Source organism: Psychrobacter sp. P11G3 (assembly GCF_001435845.1).
In the GTDB taxonomy this organism is placed as follows: domain Bacteria; phylum Pseudomonadota; class Gammaproteobacteria; order Pseudomonadales; family Moraxellaceae; genus Psychrobacter.
The window spans coordinates 1,686,600-1,706,264 of record NZ_CM003596.1 but is presented as its reverse complement, the minus strand read 5'-3'; the positions used below and the strand labels follow the sequence as shown (position 1 = coordinate 1,706,264).

12 protein-coding genes and 1 tRNA gene are annotated in these 19,665 nt (G+C 41.4%); 4 read left to right on the top strand and 9 right to left on the bottom strand.

Annotation, left to right across the window (positions count from 1 at the left end; all coding sequences use genetic code 11):
• Positions 1 to 28: 28 nt before the first annotated feature.
• Complete coding sequence (locus AK824_RS06945) at positions 29 to 4,522, bottom strand: exodeoxyribonuclease V subunit gamma (RefSeq protein ID WP_057760153.1); 4,494 nt, start codon at positions 4,520 to 4,522, stop codon at positions 29 to 31.
• A gap of 440 nt (positions 4,523 to 4,962) precedes the next feature.
• On the opposite strand from AK824_RS06945, the gene AK824_RS06940 reads away from it, so the two are divergent.
• From AK824_RS06940 to AK824_RS06930, 3 genes are all read left to right on the top strand, one after another.
• Entirely contained in the window at positions 4,963 to 5,487 is a 525-nt protein-coding gene (locus AK824_RS06940; RefSeq protein WP_057760151.1) for a hypothetical protein, read from the top strand.
• Positions 5,488 to 5,553: 66 nt separating this feature from the next.
• Positions 5,554 to 6,381, top strand: coding sequence for a hypothetical protein (locus tag AK824_RS06935; protein ID WP_057760149.1), 828 nt, complete (start codon positions 5,554 to 5,556; stop codon positions 6,379 to 6,381).
• A 73-nt stretch (positions 6,382 to 6,454) separates the two neighbouring features.
• Positions 6,455 to 6,530, top strand: a tRNA-Arg gene (locus AK824_RS06930).
• Positions 6,531 to 7,017: 487 nt separating this feature from the next.
• Here the strand turns inward: AK824_RS06930 and AK824_RS06925 are convergent.
• The 4 genes from AK824_RS06925 to aldA are packed head-to-tail and all read right to left on the bottom strand — an operon-like array spanning position 7,018 to position 12,705.
• The gene (locus tag AK824_RS06925; RefSeq protein WP_264753475.1) at positions 7,018 to 8,670 is read right to left on the bottom strand and encodes a GMC family oxidoreductase; all 1,653 of its coding nucleotides are present in this window, start codon (positions 8,668 to 8,670) and stop codon (positions 7,018 to 7,020) included.
• A complete protein-coding gene (locus AK824_RS06920) occupies positions 8,637 to 9,872 on the bottom strand; it encodes a mandelate racemase/muconate lactonizing enzyme family protein (protein WP_057760145.1) in 1,236 nt (411 codons plus the stop codon). The genes AK824_RS06925 and AK824_RS06920 overlap by 34 nt, the downstream gene beginning before the upstream one ends.
• 54 nt (positions 9,873 to 9,926) lie before the next feature.
• Positions 9,927 to 11,228 carry an MFS transporter gene (locus tag AK824_RS06915; RefSeq protein ID WP_057760143.1) on the bottom strand — a complete coding sequence of 434 codons (1,302 nt, stop codon included), beginning with the start codon at positions 11,226 to 11,228 and terminating at the stop codon, positions 9,927 to 9,929.
• A 52-nt stretch (positions 11,229 to 11,280) separates the two neighbouring features.
• A complete protein-coding gene (aldA, locus tag AK824_RS06910) occupies positions 11,281 to 12,705 on the bottom strand; it encodes an aldehyde dehydrogenase (protein WP_057760141.1) in 1,425 nt (474 codons plus the stop codon).
• 752 nt (positions 12,706 to 13,457) lie between these two features.
• Between aldA and AK824_RS06905 the strand changes: the two genes are divergently transcribed.
• Positions 13,458 to 14,219 carry an IclR family transcriptional regulator gene (locus AK824_RS06905; RefSeq protein ID WP_057760139.1) on the top strand — a complete coding sequence of 254 codons (762 nt, stop codon included), beginning with the start codon at positions 13,458 to 13,460 and terminating at the stop codon, positions 14,217 to 14,219.
• Positions 14,220 to 14,250: 31 nt separating this feature from the next.
• Here AK824_RS06905 and AK824_RS06900 read toward each other — a convergent pair whose 3' ends face one another.
• The 4 genes from AK824_RS06900 to AK824_RS06885 all read right to left on the bottom strand — a co-directional run bounded on the left by AK824_RS06900 (position 14,251) and on the right by AK824_RS06885 (position 19,595).
• Entirely contained in the window at positions 14,251 to 15,114 is an 864-nt protein-coding gene (locus AK824_RS06900; RefSeq protein ID WP_057760137.1) for a LysR family transcriptional regulator, read from the bottom strand.
• A 315-nt stretch (positions 15,115 to 15,429) separates the two neighbouring features.
• Entirely contained in the window at positions 15,430 to 16,935 is a 1,506-nt protein-coding gene (locus AK824_RS06895) for an aldehyde dehydrogenase family protein (protein WP_057760135.1), read from the bottom strand.
• A gap of 174 nt (positions 16,936 to 17,109) precedes the next feature.
• The gene (locus tag AK824_RS06890; RefSeq protein ID WP_057760133.1) at positions 17,110 to 18,453 is read right to left on the bottom strand and encodes a lyase family protein; all 1,344 of its coding nucleotides are present in this window, start codon (positions 18,451 to 18,453) and stop codon (positions 17,110 to 17,112) included.
• A 113-nt stretch (positions 18,454 to 18,566) separates the two neighbouring features.
• Positions 18,567 to 19,595, bottom strand: coding sequence for an aldo/keto reductase (locus tag AK824_RS06885; RefSeq protein WP_057760131.1), 1,029 nt, complete (start codon positions 19,593 to 19,595; stop codon positions 18,567 to 18,569).
• Positions 19,596 to 19,665 lie beyond the last annotated feature (70 nt).

Here is a 19,665-nt window from a genome sequence, read left to right as displayed (position 1 = left end):
GAGAGCAAAAAGAAACTATTCTAAACTGTTAGCTATCTAAGTTAGTTAACGCATTAAACATCGGCTCATACAGTGGTTGGGCTAATGTAGTCAACGCTGCAGATAGTGCTTTGAATGAATCTTGGTCACGCAGTACATATTGCCAAATAGCATGCTGCGAGCAAGTATCGTATACCGTGTCTGAGTTATAGTTAGGTCTTAACCAGTCGGAGAAGTCGGCACGTTTTGGCCAGTAGCTATTGCCTTCATCTTCTTCAGTTGTTAGATATCTATCAAGATAATTAAGTGCATATTCTGGTAATAACGTAATAGGCACTTGACCCGTTAACTTGCCAAAAAACGCCCATTTTATCAGCTCAATCACAGCGTCTTCATAGACAATTGGGCTTAGTTTAAATGCAATTGCTTTGTCATACTTTTTAACCTGCGAGTTGGACTTATTAAAACGCCAAATACTTACACCATCATTTAATGCCACTTGCTCGGCAGTGGTACGTCTGGCCACTTGCCAATACAAATGTGATAACCAAAACTTGAGTAAATGCCTAGGACTGGCAGAATTGGGTAATATGTTTAACCACTGCTTGGGTGATTGCTGAGCATAAGGCATGCCCGCCTGAATAATTGATATAGGTGCTAATATTGGTACTGAACCTTTTATCTTAATAATTTTTGGCAACAGCTTAAGCAGAGTCTCTATACCCTCTATATCTATCTGGTCTTTTGAATCATTATCAGTGTTATTCAGTATATTTTTTAGCTCTATCTGAACAGGATATTCGGCGGTTGGCGTCAGTAGCTGTAATACACTGCTGATATCTGCCGTACTCTCGTTGAGAATACTGCTTTCATCAAAGCCATTAGCCATTAACTGCTCTTTAAACTCTAGACATTGCTGTTGTAGCTTCTTTTGTTGATTGGGTAGCGTGGTCTGACGAGCGACACCAGCGGGCATGATTTTTTGATACATCAGGATTGGAATGATGGTTTCAGCCGCTACATTACTATCATTTTTCTTATTCTCATCAGTAACCAACTGCTTAATCAAATGATCTTTGATTTGATAGGTAGTTAAACTGTTTAGAAATAGCGGCTCTTGCTGCGACAGTGTTTCTTCACCTTGTACCACATGCACCTTTTGAGACCGTAAGAATGCTTTGGCAGGATGGCGCACTTGGTACGCCAATGCCCCTTCAATATCTATCTCTCCGATGTTAAATATGCTATCAGATAACTCTTGGATGAGCGTCTCTGTCATGCCACTGACATCGCTAGCATCAACAAATGTATCTAACGCTAGCATATTAGCCAATGCAGACAAGGTTTGATTGTCTACTTGACCTAGCTGACCCAAGCCTTGACCCAACACCTGAGCGATTGACTCATACTGCGCCTTCGTGGGTAAGCCCACCAACTCTTTATGCTCACTAGATACTCGACCTTTCAATGTGTCAAACACCGCTTGCCAAAGCGGCGCAGGCGGAAACTGCTTTTTCTGATCCAGCTTGGTTCTGCGCATGGCTGTATTTAATAAAGCATCCAGCTCGTCAATCATATCGACAGGGCTGGAATCCTGAGCATTGATAGTAATGTTGGCATTAGCATTTTCATCAATATCAGGAGACGCTTGCTCAAAAATATCAGCGCCTTCGATTGCCGTTTCAAACAGACTCTCATGAAAAGGTAGTGCAGGATGCTCAGTCACCAACCACTGCTTAATCAATTTTGGCAAATAGCGCTTAAGGCTTTCGGTGGTAGGATCAATATCCTTAGGTAATGTCTCCAGCGAGTTCACCTGCCATTGCACCTCGCCTTGTAGGAATTGCAATAGCTCACTCACTGGGTTGGCTGGCAGATGCTCATGAGTGTCCGTCAAGCTTTGGCCGTTGTAGAACATCCAGCATGCACTGCGTGCGCACAGTAGCGCATCTAAAAATGCGCCGTTGTCATCATCTTCACTGACTCTGTCACCACGGCGTGCATTGGTCGCTTTCATCAAATCATAGCGGTTATCTCGGTCACGCCCTGGGAACTCAGAGAGATCCATATTGAGCATAACTACCAACTCAAACGGCACGTTTCTTAATGCACCGAATCGACCAAAGGTAATCACCCCAGTCGGCTCGGCACTGACCTGCTGACTCTCAAGCTCGTTTTCGATACTGTCTAGCATAAAGCTCAGCTTGAGCGGCAATTGCTCCACACCTGCCAGCCTCTGCTCTACTTCTCTGTTGTCGACATCACCACTAGCGTACTGCCTATAGTGACGATTGGCTCGTAGACTTGATTTAAAGCCATTCATCGCGTTGTAGATGGCGCGCATGGTACGCGTTTGATCCACATCGCCAAAGTAGCGATGGATAACTTGTGTCTCAATCTGATCGAGCCAATCTTCCGCTTTCATTTTTTGTGTATGATCATCACGACGTGCAACCAAACCAGTATAAATGCGGCAAAGCGCTTCAACGATCAGCGCATCATTTAGGCTAACTTGTGGCAATGGCAAGGTCATTTCTGGTAATGCAGTGCTTGGCCATTCATCGTCATTTAGATCATATAAGCAGTCGCTCAACTCAGCCTCTGGCATGACCAGACCTAGGGTCAATCTGTCTAGTGCTTGTGCAAAGCTAAAACGATAGTCGTAGTCATTGCTGTCCAACGTTTGCTTAAGATGCAGCTCGTCAAAACCACGAATAAAGCCCGCCTCTACCAACAAATCACAGCCACGGCTCATTTGCTCATGAGTCAGTCCAAAGCTTTCAAACAAGGGCGGTAACATGAGCCAATCTAAGACTTCAGCTGCTTCAAAACGGGCACTATGGCTACCCAATAGTTTGTAAAAACCAATAATGGCTTCCCATAACTGGCGAATATCGGCGTCAACAACACCAGTCACTTTAGCAGGCAAAGTCAAACCGTCTTGACCCTTACCATTAACGAAGATAGACCCAATCAATGCATGATGACGTTCAACATCAGGTAGCAGCACAACAATGTCAGATATATGGCGTTTCTTTTCACCAAGTTTGATAGGTTCGTTCAACCAACGGCCGATCATAATACGCAACACTTCAAGCTGACGCTGCAAACTATGACACGAATGAATGCTTAGGCTATTATCTTGGGAAGAGATTGCCCAAAAACGGTCTTTCTCAAAACGCTTATTCTCTAACGCTTCATCTTCATACCAAGCCGTTGCTGGCTTAGCTTCATCAAAGCTTGACTCTATTTGCTTACTTACTGCTTGCGAGACTGTAGCGGCCGTTGCTTGCTGGGTCGATTGCTCATCAAGCATCAGCACATCGTTCTGTAAACGCTTTAACAAACTTGGACTATTCTGAGCGCTATTAGCATCATCGATGTACTCAGCAGCAACCCCATGATTAGAACCAATGCTCAGCGTATCATCAAAATTATCTTGCCATTCAACCAGTGCATCGTCGTATTGCTCATTACCTGATAAATTGGCAAGCATGGCAAAAGCATCGCGCGACTGCTTACCCAAACGTGATAGCAAACTGTGGCCGTAATCACGCAAAAAAACACTTTCAGGGTTAATGATCTGCTGACGCTGTAACCATGATTTATCAACGATATCGGCCCAAAACAGCTTTGATGGATTGTAATGCAATAGCGTGATATTCATGTATTGTGACAAGCGCTGTAGAAAGTCCAGCTCGGTCTGTGGCAGTTGCTGGATGGTAAAAATACGCAGTATGGTTGGCAACTGAGCACGTTCGTTCGCCTTGTTGCCTTTTAAAGCTGACCAAAACGTACGCTCCAGTGCCACACGGTGTAGATGAACATCGGCAAATAAATGCGACCATAAAAAACGTTGGGCAACTTCTAACTCTATATAATGCTCGACCAACCACTCAGGTGTGCCGCGCGCATACTTATCAAAGCGCAGTGATAAGGCGTCTTTATCTGCTATCAACTCACTTACGTTCAGCGGCTCGTTGTGCGACCATAATGCCAACCAATCCTCACGGTGAGTCAAATAGCGGTTAAACACCCTAGCCAAATCGCTTGCCAGCTGCCAAATGCGAGCATCTTGTTGCGCCTTATCCTGTTGTAAGCTGTCTTGTTGAGCAGTTGCCTGTGGGTCATCAATCAAAGACGCTAACAACGGATGAACTGGATGCTTTTCATCTGCAACGATCGACTCCTGATAATAAGTCAAATAACCAAACAATCGCCACTGCATTACTGTGGGTGATAACACCGCCACTTCGGGTACATTTAGAGTTGTCGCTTCAGGGTTTTGCGCCAGTAAGTATGCATTATGGCGAGTCAATACATCTTGCATCAGCGTCCATTGATACTGGCCCCAAAATTTAGTACGCACCAAGGTACTAATACCAGCACGGCTAGCAATAGTTTTGTCCAACCAATCACCCAATACCATTGACGGTACAATGACAATAAAAGGCTCAAAAACAGGCTGATCCTTGGACTGGTATTGTACAAGCAATTGATCAACGAGGTTTTCGGTACGATGCGACTGAATAATAGTGAACATAGACAATAATCTGATTGCAATAAAGGTGAGATATTAGGATTGATAAAAAAGGCTTCACTTATAGATGAGACGTCTGTATCCAATGTCAAAAACGCTATAAAGCGTCCAGACAAAACAAAAATCGATACTCATCAATCCATGTTTGATGGTCGTTACTATGATGCATTTCTGCTAGCATGAGGGCCATAAACAAAAGCAATCATAGTAGCAAATTCTACATATCCATTGATAACGTTGACTTGCCAAATTTGCTATCAGTGTGCCATTGATGGTTATCGTTTACTAGTGTAAATGCCGATATTATAATAAGCTTGCGACATTTAGTGTCGTTTTATACTATCATTCATATTTACAATGAAATAATCTCATTGCGGTTTTTAAATCGGCCTTTACAACCTGTATCTAAATAATACTTTCTATTGACGGGATTACTTAATATTATGCCATTGCGTCCCATTGATGCCATTTTTGTCCATCCAAAACAACGCTTATACGTCGTGTATTATCGCGGTGAGTTGTGGCAACTGCCACGTATGAAAATCGATGACAGATCATGGCAAAACAGACGACCCTATACGGATGATAGCAGCTCACTTTATTTGAGCATCCATCAAGCTATCAGCGACCCTATCCTTGCGCAGAAATTGAGAACGCTAGATCTACCTGTAGCAGTACGTGGTAGCACGTTGCCACGTTTTGAAGCATGGTGGGAGGCACATGGGTTTAGATGGTTGAAAGACAGATTGTTGACCGGTGAATCGCCGTTAGCAGCGCATCAAACTACTACACCTGCCAAGGTATTAAACCACCAACCTGATCCTCTAATAAATCGCCAAACCAATGGCCATACTGATGAAAGTGGTGAAGTTAATGAAGAACAAGTATCTCCCCCTTCTGCAGATACGGATATTTTTGCAGACATGTTGGCTGAATTAACCGATGAAGTACTAGAACAAAAGCTTTAAAAGCTAGATACCACCCTGTATATAAACGTTGCTATGAATCAACTAATAATAAAAGAGCAGTAATATATGAAAGACTACAAACTACTGCTGGCTGGGCTAATCTTGCTACTGCTCACAATCTTTATCGCGGTCTTTATTTGGTTGTGGACCAGTAATCGCAAAAATACAGACCCATTGCCAATTATGGCAAGTGAAAGTGAAGCAGACCCTAGTACGAAAGGTGATGAATCAAGAGAGATTGCTGACAGTGTTTTATACATTCGAGCAGAAGAGAAGTTACAGATACCTTTGGACGATATCATTGTAAGCTTTGAATCTCGTTATCCGCACGTGCAAGTGTTAGCGAGTTATGTACCCTCTAACGACCTTCTTACAGTACCAAGTAGTGGTTCTACCAAAGACAAACTCTCTGACTTTGTCTTTGATACAGATATGATTATTACCAATGACGATAGCCTATCTACAGAACGGGTATCACTCCTACAATCAGAATTGCAACAGGCACAAGATAGAAATGGTCAAAGTCAGAAAAGTACTGAGGGTTCTGGTATAAATGATGCATCTGATAAAAATAGTGATAACAGTGCGCATAATAATGATACCCGTACGCATAACAATGACAAAAAGATACACACTCTAAACCCCTTTAACTATGCGCTAAAAGGTGAACAAGCGCTTGAAGGTGTCATCCTGACAGACGATACAACTGCTATTAACTTCCGTAATTTTTTACTATCGAGCACAGGTCAAGATATACTAAAAAAATATGATTATCAGAATATCAGTGGTTATAAAAACAGTGTAAATGACTTATTTAAACCAACCTCACAGGCAAAAAATGCATCAGGTGATCATGCTGTAGATGTCACTGACGCGCTTAGCAACGGTGAGTAAGGATAAATTGTCTTTATTTATCTTTTGTTGATTGCTTTTATGACTGCTTTTTTCTACAATGTCACTCCATAATGCGCCTATAGCTCAACAGGATAGAGCAGTTGCCTCCTAAGCGATCGATCCGAGTTCGAGTCTTGGTGGGCGCACCAGTTAAGATATGATTAGTAATGATTAAACCCTTGTAAGACTTGTGCTACAAGGGTTTTTTATGTTTAAAGGTTAATAGGCAAGGTTAGTAAGGAATAATAAAATCATATCTTGGCTACTTTTGACGGTATCGACCAATACCGCCTAAATGGTCAAAATCATCCTCGCTATTTAAGTAAGGGTGATTTTTTAGGTTTGGGAAGCTACTTTCTAAGGAAATAAATACAGTACAGTACAAGTCGTCGTTCCAAACTACATCAAGCAAAGTTAGAACCGATATAACATTAACTTAAATTATCATTTATTAGGTATCTTTATCTCAATATTATGGTGTTTGAAATATTGATAGTGCCTCTACATATAGTAGGTCGTCTACATTTTAATAAAGGCAAAAAACCCTTAAACACTATTTGTTACTTAGTATGGAAAGCTTGTACATAAAGTCTAGTCTCCTTAAGTGATATTATTGATATTGGGGTTTGTACCTACTTAATCGACATTGTCCTGTAATACCATGTCAGCCCCTTTTTCTGCGACCATCATCACTGGAGCATTAATATTACCCGATGTTATATTAGGGAAAATAGAGGCATCAATGATGCGCAATCCCTCGACTCCATACACACGCAGGCGACTATCAACGACTGCTGTTTTTGGATCAGGACCCATCACACAGGTACCACAAGGATGATAAATGGAGCCAGCATTTTTTCTAAAAAATTGCAGCATACTATCTTCGTCCGTTACCTCTTCTGCAGGGCTAACTTCCTCTACAGTAATGGCTTTAAGAGCAGGTGCACTCATTATTTTACGAATCAGTTTATTACCTTGAATGACTTCTCTAATATCTTTCTCAGTTGATAAGTAATTTGGCTTAATCAATGCAGGTTTTGCTGGATCAGAAGAAGCTATTTCGATAGTCCCTTTGCTCGTTGGGCGACAAGGATTAAAAGCAAGCAGAAAACCTGAATAAGGTTCTGGTATTAAGCTGGCTTTTGGATCATTAGGTATCCGATACGACATTGGGTTAAAGTATAGTTGAATATTTGGTAGTGTCTCATTAGCTTCGCCTTTGAAAAACCCTCCTGCTTGATTAACACTCATAGAAAGTGGACCAGTCCGATTCAACATATATTTCAAGCCTGCATTTGCCTGACTAAATAAAGAGCCAAGCTCATCATTCAAAGTCTTCATATTAGCGCGGTAATAGTAACTAACACACAAATGATCCTGTAGATTCTGACCCACAGCAGGAGCATCATGCACCACTGGAATATCATACTGAGTCAATAATGCTTTATCTGCAATACCTGATAATTGTAATAATTTTGGCGTGTCAATAGCACCTGCGGCTATAATAATTTCACGTTTAACTTTCACAATTTCACTATTATTGTCTCGACGAATCGCTAAGCCATACGCTCTTTTTTGTTCATCAAATAATATTTTTTCTGCGACAGTATTGTGTAGAATTTTGAGATTCGTACGCTTAAGTGCTGGCTTAAGATACGCGGCGTTACTAGAGTCGCGCTGACCATTACGAGCATTGATATCATAGATTCCAGCGCCTTCAAAATGCTCACCGTTGAAATCTTTGTTAACTTTATAGCCGAGCTCTTCTGCACCTTTTAAATAATGGCTACATATAGTATGGGCACCCTCTTTCATTGAGGTAATAGCTATTTTACCTTTAGACGAGTGGTACTCAGTATCCCCTTCAGCATGTTGTTCCAGTTTTTTAAAGTAAGGCAAAACATCTTTGTAAGACCAACCTTCATTACCTGCTGTGGCCCAATCGTCAAAATCGGCGGGCTGACCACGCACATAGATCATCGCATTGATAGAGCCTGAGCCCCCTTGTACTTTACCTCTTGGCGCATAAATTTTTCTATTATCTAAGGCCTCTTCTGGTTCACTGTAATACATATAATTATATTGCGGGTTGTAGTAGGTCTTACCGAAACCCAGAGGTATTTTTATCCAAGGACTATTGTCTTTACCTCCTGCCTCGAGAATTAACACCGAATACTGACCAGACTCACTCAATCGGTCTGCCAATATGCATCCTGCAGAGCCAGATCCGACGATTATAAAATCATACTCCATTTTTAAATCTCCATTTTTCTGTTCCAGCTGGTGCAAGATTGCTCTTTATAGTCGTATGGTTTTGAGTCCATGGATAAATGAAGTTTTTTTCCTGTGTATGGAGAATGCGCTCTAACCACATCCATATTCAGTTCTATACCCAAACCAGGCTTATCAGATGGAATAATATACCCGTCTTTCCATTCGATTTTTTCCTGTAAAACTTCTGCGTGGAAGCCATCCCAAGTACCAATACTTTCTTGAATCAAAAAGTTTGGCGTTGCTGTTGCTAATTGAATACTAGCGGCAGCACCTACTGGTCCATTATACAAATGGGGTGCTATTTGAGCATAATAAGCTTCTGCCATAGCGGCTATTTTTTTGCCTTCCAAAATCCCTCCGACCCGTCCGAGATTCATTTGTAAAATAGACGCAGCTCCAGACTTCAGGACATCGTGAAATTCATACTTCGTTGTCAAACGTTCGCCAGTAGCGATGGGAATACTGGTTTTTCTAGCAACGCTTGCCATTGCTTCAGATTGTCCAGGAGGCACAGGCTCCTCGAACCATAAAGGATCAAAGGGCTCTAGTTTTTTGGCAAGTCTTATTGCAGAAGAAGGAACCATCTGTCCATGAGTACCAAATAAAAGATCACATTTATTACCCACAGCTTCTCTAATACGCTGGCAGAATGTCGCTGATTTATCTAACGCTTCTAGTGATATCTGATGTCCAGAGTAAGCGGTATAAGGCCCTGTAGGGTCAAACTTGAGAGCAGTAAACCCTCTTTCCATGTCCTTGATAGCGCATTCAACTGCCAGTTCTACGCTATCATAATCGTAATCACCCTCTTTATTCTTAGGATATAAATACGTATATGAACGTAACTTATCGTTTACTTTGCCACCGATGAGTTCATACACTGGTTTGTTTGCAGCTTTACCGATAATGTCCCAACAAGCCATTTCAAGACCACTGATGATACCCATCATTGTCAGATCAGGTCTTTGGGTAAAGCCACTAGAGTATGCCTCACGAAAAAACCGTTCTATATGATGGGGATCATAGCCTTTTAGATAACGATCGAAAACATCTTCAATAGCATGCTTCATTACTGAGGGGTGAAACGTTGCTGCATAAACCTCCCCCACACCCTCTATTCCACAGGCCGTTTTTAAGGTGACAAAAATCCAGTACATACCACCGACATGTGGTGCTGGCGTAGCGACTATGTGTGTTTCACAAGATACAACTTTCATGACAAGTCCTTTTGAGTAGCAATTATTTTTTGAATAGATGTGGCTTAGATTTAGTTACAAAGCTTTTTTCTTAGCAGTCATTTTTTTCAGTTTCAATATGGCAACCGTACCAATTAAACCCATGCTTGCGATGTAGCCAAAATAGAGATTATAGACAGACATTCCTTCATAGCGATCAGCGATAAAACTGTAGATTTGCGGTAAGAATATATCTGGCGTATAAGCAATCAGCGAGATAATACCGATTGCAAGTCCTGTCACATGTAATGGGATATTGCAGTCATCAAGTATTGCCCAATACAAGCCTCGAATGGCATAGGTCAATACCCCTATAAATAATACGACAGCCAGCAACAAGTAAATTGAGCTCAAGTTAGGGAATGCAATCATACTGATCAAACCAAGAGAAGCACCCATCAATGCTATCGCTAGAATATTTTCTTTGCCATATTTATCACCAAGAAACCCTGCACCAATGCCACCAATAGGACGCATCCAAAGCTTAGCAACTGTGATAAAGCCTGCGGTGACTGCCGTTATTTCATAGCCTTCTTGCATAAATGCAGAAAAAGAATATGTTGCCCAAAAGAGTTGATAGCCACAAAAAATGACAACAGCGACCATCCATAATTCAGGAATAGAGAGTAACGTTTTTAAGTCTATAAATAGATTACCGCTACCACTTTTTTTGTCTTTAGGATCATCGACTAACTTGTCAGTACGCACAAACAAGAATGTCAGTATTGCAAGCCCAATACATACGAAAGAGTACATATAGATAATTTGTTTTAAGGCAACTGTATTGCTTTGCCCTTGAGACTCAACAACATAGGCAAATATGCTAATGGCAATAGTCGCAAGAACCGCTTCAACAAGGCCACGGCCTCCATCGAGAATACCAAAAAAACGGCCTTGCTCATCTGGGCGAGCCAGCATTTTTACGCCCTTTAGCATGGAGGCCCAAAAAGTTAGACCTGCCCCAATACCCCAAGCTATAAAGATATAGGGTAATACTTCTTTAGAAGGTATGGAGGCGAACCATAATCCCAGCCCACCTGTTAAAGCCATTGAAAAAGCTATTAAAATACGAGGAGATATTTTATCTGCTAGCCAACCACTAGGGACATAAGCAAGGAAATAGACGATTCCTAGCATCGAATAGTAATTACCTAAGTCAGTTGTAGTAATTTGAAAGGCTTCTAAAATTGACGTTTCAAAGTTTTGGCGCAGGTAAAGTAAAGGGTAAATTGCACCAGCTGCCAACAGCAATAGAGCAAATTGGAAGTAACGCTTAAGATTATTGCTCTGGTTTATAGACACAGATACGGGTTTAGATTGTGGAGTGAGTGTATTCATGGTTTTTATTACCTCGCCAGACATTTATGGCTGAATTGTGGCTGATAATAAATCAGTAGTTTAAAACTACGAGGCGTGTTTGGGTGTACTCAAGCATCCCGTGCTTACCATCGTCACCTCCCAACCCAGAACGCTTCCAGCCTGCATGAAATCCTTGATAAGGATCAGCAGGTGTGCGGTTGATATATACTTCACCAGCTTCAATATTGTTAGCAATCTTCATTGCTGTACGATATTTTTCAGTATAAACAACAGAGGCAAGACCGAATTGGTGGTCATTTGCAAGAGCAAGCGCTTCATCAGAATTGCTGTATTTCAATACAGGTAAAACAGGCCCAAAGATTTCTTCTTGAACAATCTCCATATCTTGGCGGCAATTGGTTAAGAGTGTGGGTGGGTAAAAATGGCCTATACCTTCAGGAATATAACCACCCACTTCCAACGTTGCACCATCATCAATAGCGCGCTCTACCATTTGATGAATGTTTAAGCGAGCATTGTCATTAACCAATGGCCCCATGAAACTAGGATTTATAGAACGATCACCAAATTGTTGTTCACTCATGTGTTTGCGAAGTAACGCAACAAATTTCTCATAAATATCTTCATGAACATAAACGCGCTCAACCGCTGTACACAGCTGACCACAATTGGTTGTTTTGGAGGCAACAATTTCCATTGCTGCTTTTTCAAGATCGGCATCTGGTTCAACGATAGCAGGCGTCTTCCCTCCAAGCTCCAAAGAAGACTTAGCAATGTTCACTTGTGAGTATTCAAGCACTTTACGTCCTGCACCCACACTACCTGTTAGTGTAATCATGCCAACTTTGGAGTGTGTGCATAAAATTTCTGCAGTAGCGTGATCCATGGTCAAGATATTGACAACCCCTTTCGGCAGACCTGCGTCTTGCACGGCTTTAGCAATAGCAAATGCTGAACAAGGTGTGTTGTTACTTGGACGCACGACAACCGTATTACCCGTTATCAATGCTGGAGCAATCTTACGCAGCAGAGTGTAGACAGGATAATTAAAAGGAATAAGACAGCTAACGACCCCTATTGGCTCTCTCTGTAATAACAGGTTTTCCGACGGTGTATCACTAGGAATGATTTCGCCTTCAATACGACGTGCCCATTCTGCATGGTAACGAGTGATATCAGATGCATACACTGCTTCATTGGTCGCATCTTCGAGGCTTTTACCTGATTCCTCAGCCAAAGCGCTTCCAATGAGATGCTTATGCTTTAGCAAGCTATCAGCTAATTTGTGTAAATGTGCTGCTCGTTCAACGCTTGTCAGTATTCGCCAAGCTTTTTGAGCCTCCGCTGCAATCGATACAGCATTGATTGCCTCTTCTGAGGTCGTTGAAGGAACGTGTGCAATGAGTTCTTCGTTGGTAGGGTTATAAACAGAAATAGTAGAAAGGTTTGCTGAGCTTACAAATTCATTGTTGATAAAGTTTTGTTCTATTCTCATGACTATGATCCTTTTGTCGTCAAAAACGTCCTAGTTGTTGTTAGAACCATCCTAGATTCACTCTAATTAATTGTCAATAATTTTTTCATATTTAAAATAATATTTCCATATATAGAATTTTATGTAATATATAGGGTTATACCCAAGCAATAACCTCATTTAAACAAAGAGGATATTTCAAAAGATAAGTATTAAATTTATAGAAGGCAGTCATAATCTGTTACACACTAATGTGGTGTAGTTAGGCCTTGATAGAGGTGTTAAATAATGTAAAGTGGCTCATTTATTTAAGCGCAAAACGACCTACTTAATAGATCTAAGCATACGAATATTGGCTGATAGTGATAAAGGTATAGGTGTTAGAAAATGACCAACGATTTAGAATAAAAGATAGATATCTCGATTTAGCACCTATAAAGGCTTAGCATCATACAGGCTAGGATGTTTCTATTTTCAATCAGATAGTTTTACTAGGATTTTTTCAATGCCTATTGTTGCTTGGCTAAATACAAAGTTAGTTGTATCTATACTTATGTAAGATGAACACTCGTTAATGACAAATTCCAATTGTGAGAAAGAACGCTCAGGAGCAGCTTGCATTCAATATAAATATACGCTTATTATGCCCTAGAAGAATCAGGCTTAGAACAGACTGAGCAAAGAATATTTAGCAAAAAGCAATTTTACTAAGCTGTTTATAACGGCAAAGCACATCAGTATTTTTTATATATGAAAAAAAGGTCGATGAAGACATGCAGAACAAAGAAAAATCTAAAGCACCAGCAGTAGATAGTACGATGATGATTTTGGATTTGTTGGCATCTGCAGCTTATCCTTTAACACTTTCCGAAATTTGTAAAGAAACCGGCATTGCCATTGCAAGTGGTCATCGTATACTTAATACGATGCTTGAGCATCAGATGGTAGCACCAGATCCTAGCCGAAATAAATCCTACTGCATTGGTTCAAAAATATTCCAAATTGCATCAACTATCTATAACAAACAGAATATTATTCCATTTTTTTATCCTATTGCTGAAATTTTAAAGAATGAAATCCATAAATCAATTTGTCTCTGTGTTCCTATTGGTAATAAAATCGTCGTTGTTTCCAAAGTTGAGTCGTCACTCAGTGGTTCTTTCAATATTTACGTGGGTCAGACGATGCCATTGCACCTCTCAGCATCAGGTAAAACGATTTTGGCAATGCGATCACTTGAATTTCAGGCAAGTTATTTCCAAGCAGAGCTGAAGTTGAATCCCTCTCTTCAAGACAGTATGGAACAAATACAGGAAGATTTAGAACGAACCAGAAGATTGGGATATGCCGTCACTCATGATGAGGTTGGCAGTCAAGTCAGCAGTATTGCCACGCCTATTCTCAATCTACGTAATGAGGCCGTCGCGGCGATTAGTGCTGGAATTGTCGGTAAAACATTGAATCCACAAGATGCGCGTAACTACTCAAAAAACATGGTTCAGGCAGCGAGACAGCTATCAGCTAGGATTGTCTAACTTATAATATCCACTATTAAAATGAATATAATTAATCAGGACTGACTTGCCTGAGCCACTCTGTAAAGCGGACAACTTTAGCAAGCCCTTGGCGTTCAGCTTTGATATCAAGCCAGTAACCATAAGGGCCACTCACTTCAACCTGACTAAAAGGTACCAACGTACCCATTTTGAGCTCATGACTGATCATTCTCTTATCTACAATAGCAAATCCTGCACCATTAATAGCAGCATTGCTGACCTGATCTAAGGTACTGAACTCCATGCCGCCATCGACGTTAACCCCTCCTGTCAAACCCGCTGCTTGTAACCAGTTTTCCCATACTGGTAGCCGCTGCCCTTCATGAATTATGTGTAATAAATTGCCGTTTAGCTGCTGAGCTTGCTCTAGTAAATTAGGCGCGCATACGGCCACGTGTTGCTCTAGCATAATCAATTCACTGTAGTGATTGGGCCGAGCAGTACGTCCAAAACGTATATGGCAGTCAAAAATATTATGTTCACTGTCATTATTGTGGATAGATAGCTGTAATTCAGGAGAATGAATATGAAAATCAGCAAGTCTTGGCGCAAGCCAGCGAGTCGCAAATGTTGGCGGGAATAATAACGTGAGTTTTTGACGTTGATTGGGGTCTCTTAACTCTTGAACGGCCGTTTCCATCAGATTAAAAGACTGCTCAAGCTTGCTTAATAGCTGTTGACCGGCTGCTGTTAGCTCCAATCGATGATGACGACGCACGAACAGAGGAACGCCTAGATAGTCCTCTAAGTGTTTAATTTGTCTGCTTACGGCGCTTTGAGTGACATTCAGCTGACTGGCGGCCTTAGTAAAGCTCAGGCATTTTCCTGCTGTTTCAAAAACACGTAACGATGTCAGTGCGGGCAATGAACGCATAAAGTGACCTTAAGCAAAGCTATATTGAGAGTTTAATGATGTCTAAGCATAAAAACTTAGCAGTCTTCAGCTCATTGTGTTTCATTATGAAATAGCGATATTACTCTACTTTCTCAAAAACGGCTATTCCCAAATATACCAACCACTTGCTGTTTACTAGTACCAGTTTCAAATATTATTAGTATAGGATGTTGAATATTAATCAACTATTAAGCACAAAAAGGCCTGAATATATCAGGCCTTAAAACAAAACTATTTTAGAGGAGTGCGTCCCACAGCACAGCTGCGGAACTGATAATTACTAACGCTTACCGACTAACCGTCACCAAAGTACACCCACACACCTTTAGTTTTGGTGTAAGAAGACAACGAATGAATGGCCATTTCTTTACCCCAACCACTCTGGCGGAAACCACCAAACGGTGCAGCAAGTCCATAACAGCCGTAACGGTTAATAAATAACATACCTGCATCAATCTGCTCTGCCACACGATGAGCGCGAGACACGTCACTGGTATACAGACCTGCAGCTAACCCATAAGCAGTAGCATTGGCCATCTCTACCGCTTCTTTGGTCGTATGGAATCGAGTACAGCACAGTACAGGACCAAAAATTTCTTCTTGTGCAATGCGTGAGTCTTGGCTAACTTCAGAGAAAATAGTAGGTCGAATGAAATACCCTTTGGCATTGTCGCCCTCGGTATCTGCATAACCACCAGCGACAAGCTTGGCTTCTTTTTTACCGATTTCTATGTATTCTAAAATTTTATTGAACTGTGCTTCGTTACATTGTGGCCCTTGAGTGACTGTCTCATCAAACTGATTGCCACACCTCACAGCATTAGCCTTTACGATTAACTTATCAACCACTTGGTCATAAAGACTGTCATGAATCAAAAAGCGAGTCGGCTCTGAACACTTCTCACCTTTATGGGAGAACATGACAGTAAAGGCACGGTCAATCGCACCATCTAGGTCTGGTGTATCTTCAAAGAAGATACAAGGTGACTTACCACCCAGCTCTAAAGTGGCAGACTTAAGATTAGACAGTCCTGAGTTCTGTACGATTTTACGGCCAACGTCAGTACTACCTGTGAAAGAAACTTTGTGTACGTTGTCGCTCAAGGTAAGTTGATTTGCCATTTCGCCATTGGTTAATAGCATGTTGATCACACCTTTAGGAAAATCTAGATGCTCATCGATCAGTTCTACCAAAAAAATGCTCGTTAATGGGGTATATTCTGATGGCTTGATGATGACAGGATTACCCATAGATAAAGCGGCGGCTAACTTTAAGCTGGTCTGATATAAAGGAAAGTTCCACGGTGCTATCAGTGCGCAAACCCCTATTGGCTCTTTTATCGTATAGTTTAAAAAACCATCTTCAACAGGTGAAGTTTCGCCATAAAATTTATCCGTCCAGCCAGCGTAGTATTCAAAAATATCAGCACAAGTCGGAATATCATCTACCATAGACTCAGAAAACAGCTTACCATTAGGTAAAGACTCCAGTACTGATAACTTTTCTGTGTTATCGCGAATCAACTGGGCTATCTGACGCAGCATATTGGCGCGCTGTGGGCGGCTAATTTTTGCCCATACGCCCGACTCATAACACTGGTTAGCCATAGACGCTGTGTATTCAACCTGATCTGCATCAGCTATCTCAAAACTGCATAGTGCTTCACGATTTGCAGGGTTGGTGACGACCCACTTTTCATCGCTTGCACCATCGACCCATTCACCATTAATGTACTGACGTTTAGGACTGGTGAGCCAGTTATAAGCCCAAGATAAAGGAATATTTTCGTTAGAATTCATGTGATGCTCCATGTTTTATTTAAGTGACTTTCCGTTATAACGTGGTTTTTCATGATAGAGAGCATTTTCGCTGCTATCTTCACGATTACTAATGAGTCTGAAGGAACACTGGTTGAGTCGCAATTGACATTAGCGCATAGTGTTGTGCAAAAAACTCATCCTTCTGATCGTATTTTATTTTTCTAAATACGCTCTAATCTTTTCTAGGTCTCCGCCTGTTTCTTTGTAGACACGTGCGGTAAATGAATAACCATGGGTTTTTTTAAGACGCATCAGTGTGGGGATAAGCGTGTTGACGTTAGCGTTATTACGCTTTATATCTGGCGCCATACCAGACAGACAATGCTGATCAAACGCCTGCATGCCACTGGTCAGTACTGACATTGCATCGAGCAAGTTACTAATGATAATAGACTGCCAAGGACTATAGTCTAACTCACCGTGGTCTTGCGTCATCTGAACCGCATAACAATGCCCACAAGCTTGCATAGCACACTGCACCAAGTATTCAGGGATAGTTGGATTTATTTTTCCTGGCATGGCTGAAGAACCAGGTTGCACAGCAGGTAGTATAATCTCACCAAAACCTGTCTCTGGCCCTGATGCCATCAGCCGAAAATCTTTCGCAATGCGTAACAGTGCTCTTGCAAGTTGATCTAAATCAGCAGCCACTTTCGCTAAATCATCATAACTTTGAGATGCATCAAAAAAATTATCGGTGTGCATAAAACGATCTGATGCTTCCATCTCATTTATATTGCCGATTATTTTGTCAAAAAACGCATCAGAGCAATCTCCTTTGCGGCCAATAATATTGCCACCCAAATTAATCTTGTAAAGCTCATCGATACTATTGTCTAACCGTTGCTTTTGACGCTTAAGCTGCGCACGATAACCACCAAACATATCGGCGAAACTAATATCGACCGCGTCTTGCAAGCATGTACGAGAAAGCTTTAACACCTCTTTCCACTTATCAGCTTGCACCTCAAAAGTGTCAATCAACCCTTGCAATGTCCCCGTTAATTCTTTTCTCTTATCAATCACTGCTAAATGACAAGCAGTGTTCAAAACATCACTTGTCGAGTTGTTGAGATTGACATGATCATTGGGATGTATGGGGTAATAACTGCCAAGCGGCTGATTGAAGGTATCGTGGTTCGCGACGTTAGCAATAACCTCATTTAGATTCATATTGCTAGAAACGCCGCCGCCGCCATGAAAAGAATGCACCTGAAATTGCTCCACGGGCATTTTTTCAAGTAGATAGTCAACAGTAGCCACAATAGCTTGACCCATCTCAGCGTCGATTTCTTTTGTTTCTATATTGATTAAAGCCGCCAGTTTTTTGACCTTTAGCAACCCCTGTAACAATTCAGGATAAGCCGACAAAGGTTTCTCACCATTTAAGGGATATAACCGTATGGCCCTCTGTGTTTGTACGCCATATAAAGCATTGATTGGGACCTCGAGACAACCAATCGAATCTTCTTCAACGCGATACTGATACTCCGACATTTTTAGCTATCCTTGCCTGATTGCAATTGTCAGTTTGGAGAGTCAAACGATATATCTACTACTAAAGACTGATTAGTCGTCTGCTCTTTCCATACTTTTGAGGTCCAAAGTATTTAACTTGCTTTATCCATAAAAGTTAATTTTTCTGGGCGAGCAACACGTGGAATGCGCTTGCCTGACGTATAGTCGTTTATCAGGTCGCAAGGTGTATAGTTACGCTCAAGCTCGTATATCTCTTCAACAGTAAGCTTCATTTCAACGGCGGCTACTGCGCTATTAAACTGCGCCACTGTGTCGGCTCCAACCAACATAGAAGACACTTCAGGTTTATTTAAAACCCAAGCCTGTGCTACTTGTGCAGGTAAACAGCCACGCGCATTGGCAATTTTGGCCACTGAATGTGCGATATCTTTAGAAGCCTGATCGTTGTACATCTCTGCAGTAAAGAAGTCCGTCTGATTGCGAGTTGATTGCAAATCACTGGTTAAAATACCACGCGCTAAAGGACTGAAAACCGACACACCAATGCCCTGATCCATACAGAAAGGAATCATTTCTCGCTCTTCTTCTCTATACGCACAGTTCAATTGCAACTGCATGTTAATTGGACGTGCCCAACCATTTTTATCGCAAACTTGTAGTATTTTGGCCAGCTGCCAAGTGTACATAGTTGAAACACCGATATATCGTGCCTTACCTGCTAATACGATGTCGTTCAGTGCTGCCATAGTTTCTTCCACTGGGGTTTCAGTATCAAAGTAGTGCAGCATATAGATATCTACATAATCCGTGCCCATACGCTTTAATGAGTTATCAATAGCATTGAAAATATTTTTTCGTGAATGCCCTTGTGCATTAATGTCATTGCTCATGGCATATCCTACTTTGGTAGTGATAACTAAGTCATCTCTACGAGCGATACGGCGCAATACGTTACATACGACTTCTTCACCAGCGCCGAGAGAGTAAAAATCGGCTAAATCGATGAAGTTAATACCCATATCGAGCGCATGTGCAATAATCGGCTCACTTTCTTTTTCATTAAAGATCCAAGGTTTCCATTCTTTTGAACCCATGTTCATGGTACCAAGACAAAGGCGAGATACTTTTAGTCCAGACTGTCCGAGTTTGACGTATTGCATATTTGATCCTTAAAGGTAATCGTAGATATAGTTCTACTAGATAGTATGGTTACCGCATTTTTGAACGTGT

Excerpts from the sequence above, each read along its gene's own strand:
- AK824_RS06945 (WP_057760153.1), bottom strand. The coding sequence starts at position 4,522 with ATGTTCACTATTATTCAGTCGCATCGTACCGAAAACCTCGTTGATCAA.
- AK824_RS06940 (WP_057760151.1), top strand. The coding sequence starts at position 4,963 with ATGCCATTGCGTCCCATTGATGCCATTTTTGTCCATCCAAAACAACGC.
- AK824_RS06935 (WP_057760149.1), top strand. The coding sequence starts at position 5,554 with ATGAAAGACTACAAACTACTGCTGGCTGGGCTAATCTTGCTACTGCTC.
- AK824_RS06920 (WP_057760145.1), bottom strand. The coding sequence starts at position 9,872 with ATGAAAGTTGTATCTTGTGAAACACACATAGTCGCTACGCCAGCACCA.
- AK824_RS06915 (WP_057760143.1), bottom strand. The coding sequence starts at position 11,228 with ATGAATACACTCACTCCACAATCTAAACCCGTATCTGTGTCTATAAAC.
- aldA (WP_057760141.1), bottom strand. The coding sequence starts at position 12,705 with ATGAGAATAGAACAAAACTTTATCAACAATGAATTTGTAAGCTCAGCA.
- AK824_RS06905 (WP_057760139.1), top strand. The coding sequence starts at position 13,458 with ATGCAGAACAAAGAAAAATCTAAAGCACCAGCAGTAGATAGTACGATG.
- AK824_RS06900 (WP_057760137.1), bottom strand. The coding sequence starts at position 15,114 with ATGCGTTCATTGCCCGCACTGACATCGTTACGTGTTTTTGAAACAGCA.
- AK824_RS06895 (WP_057760135.1), bottom strand. The coding sequence starts at position 16,935 with ATGAATTCTAACGAAAATATTCCTTTATCTTGGGCTTATAACTGGCTC.
- AK824_RS06890 (WP_057760133.1), bottom strand. The coding sequence starts at position 18,453 with ATGTCGGAGTATCAGTATCGCGTTGAAGAAGATTCGATTGGTTGTCTC.
- AK824_RS06885 (WP_057760131.1), bottom strand. The coding sequence starts at position 19,595 with ATGCAATACGTCAAACTCGGACAGTCTGGACTAAAAGTATCTCGCCTT.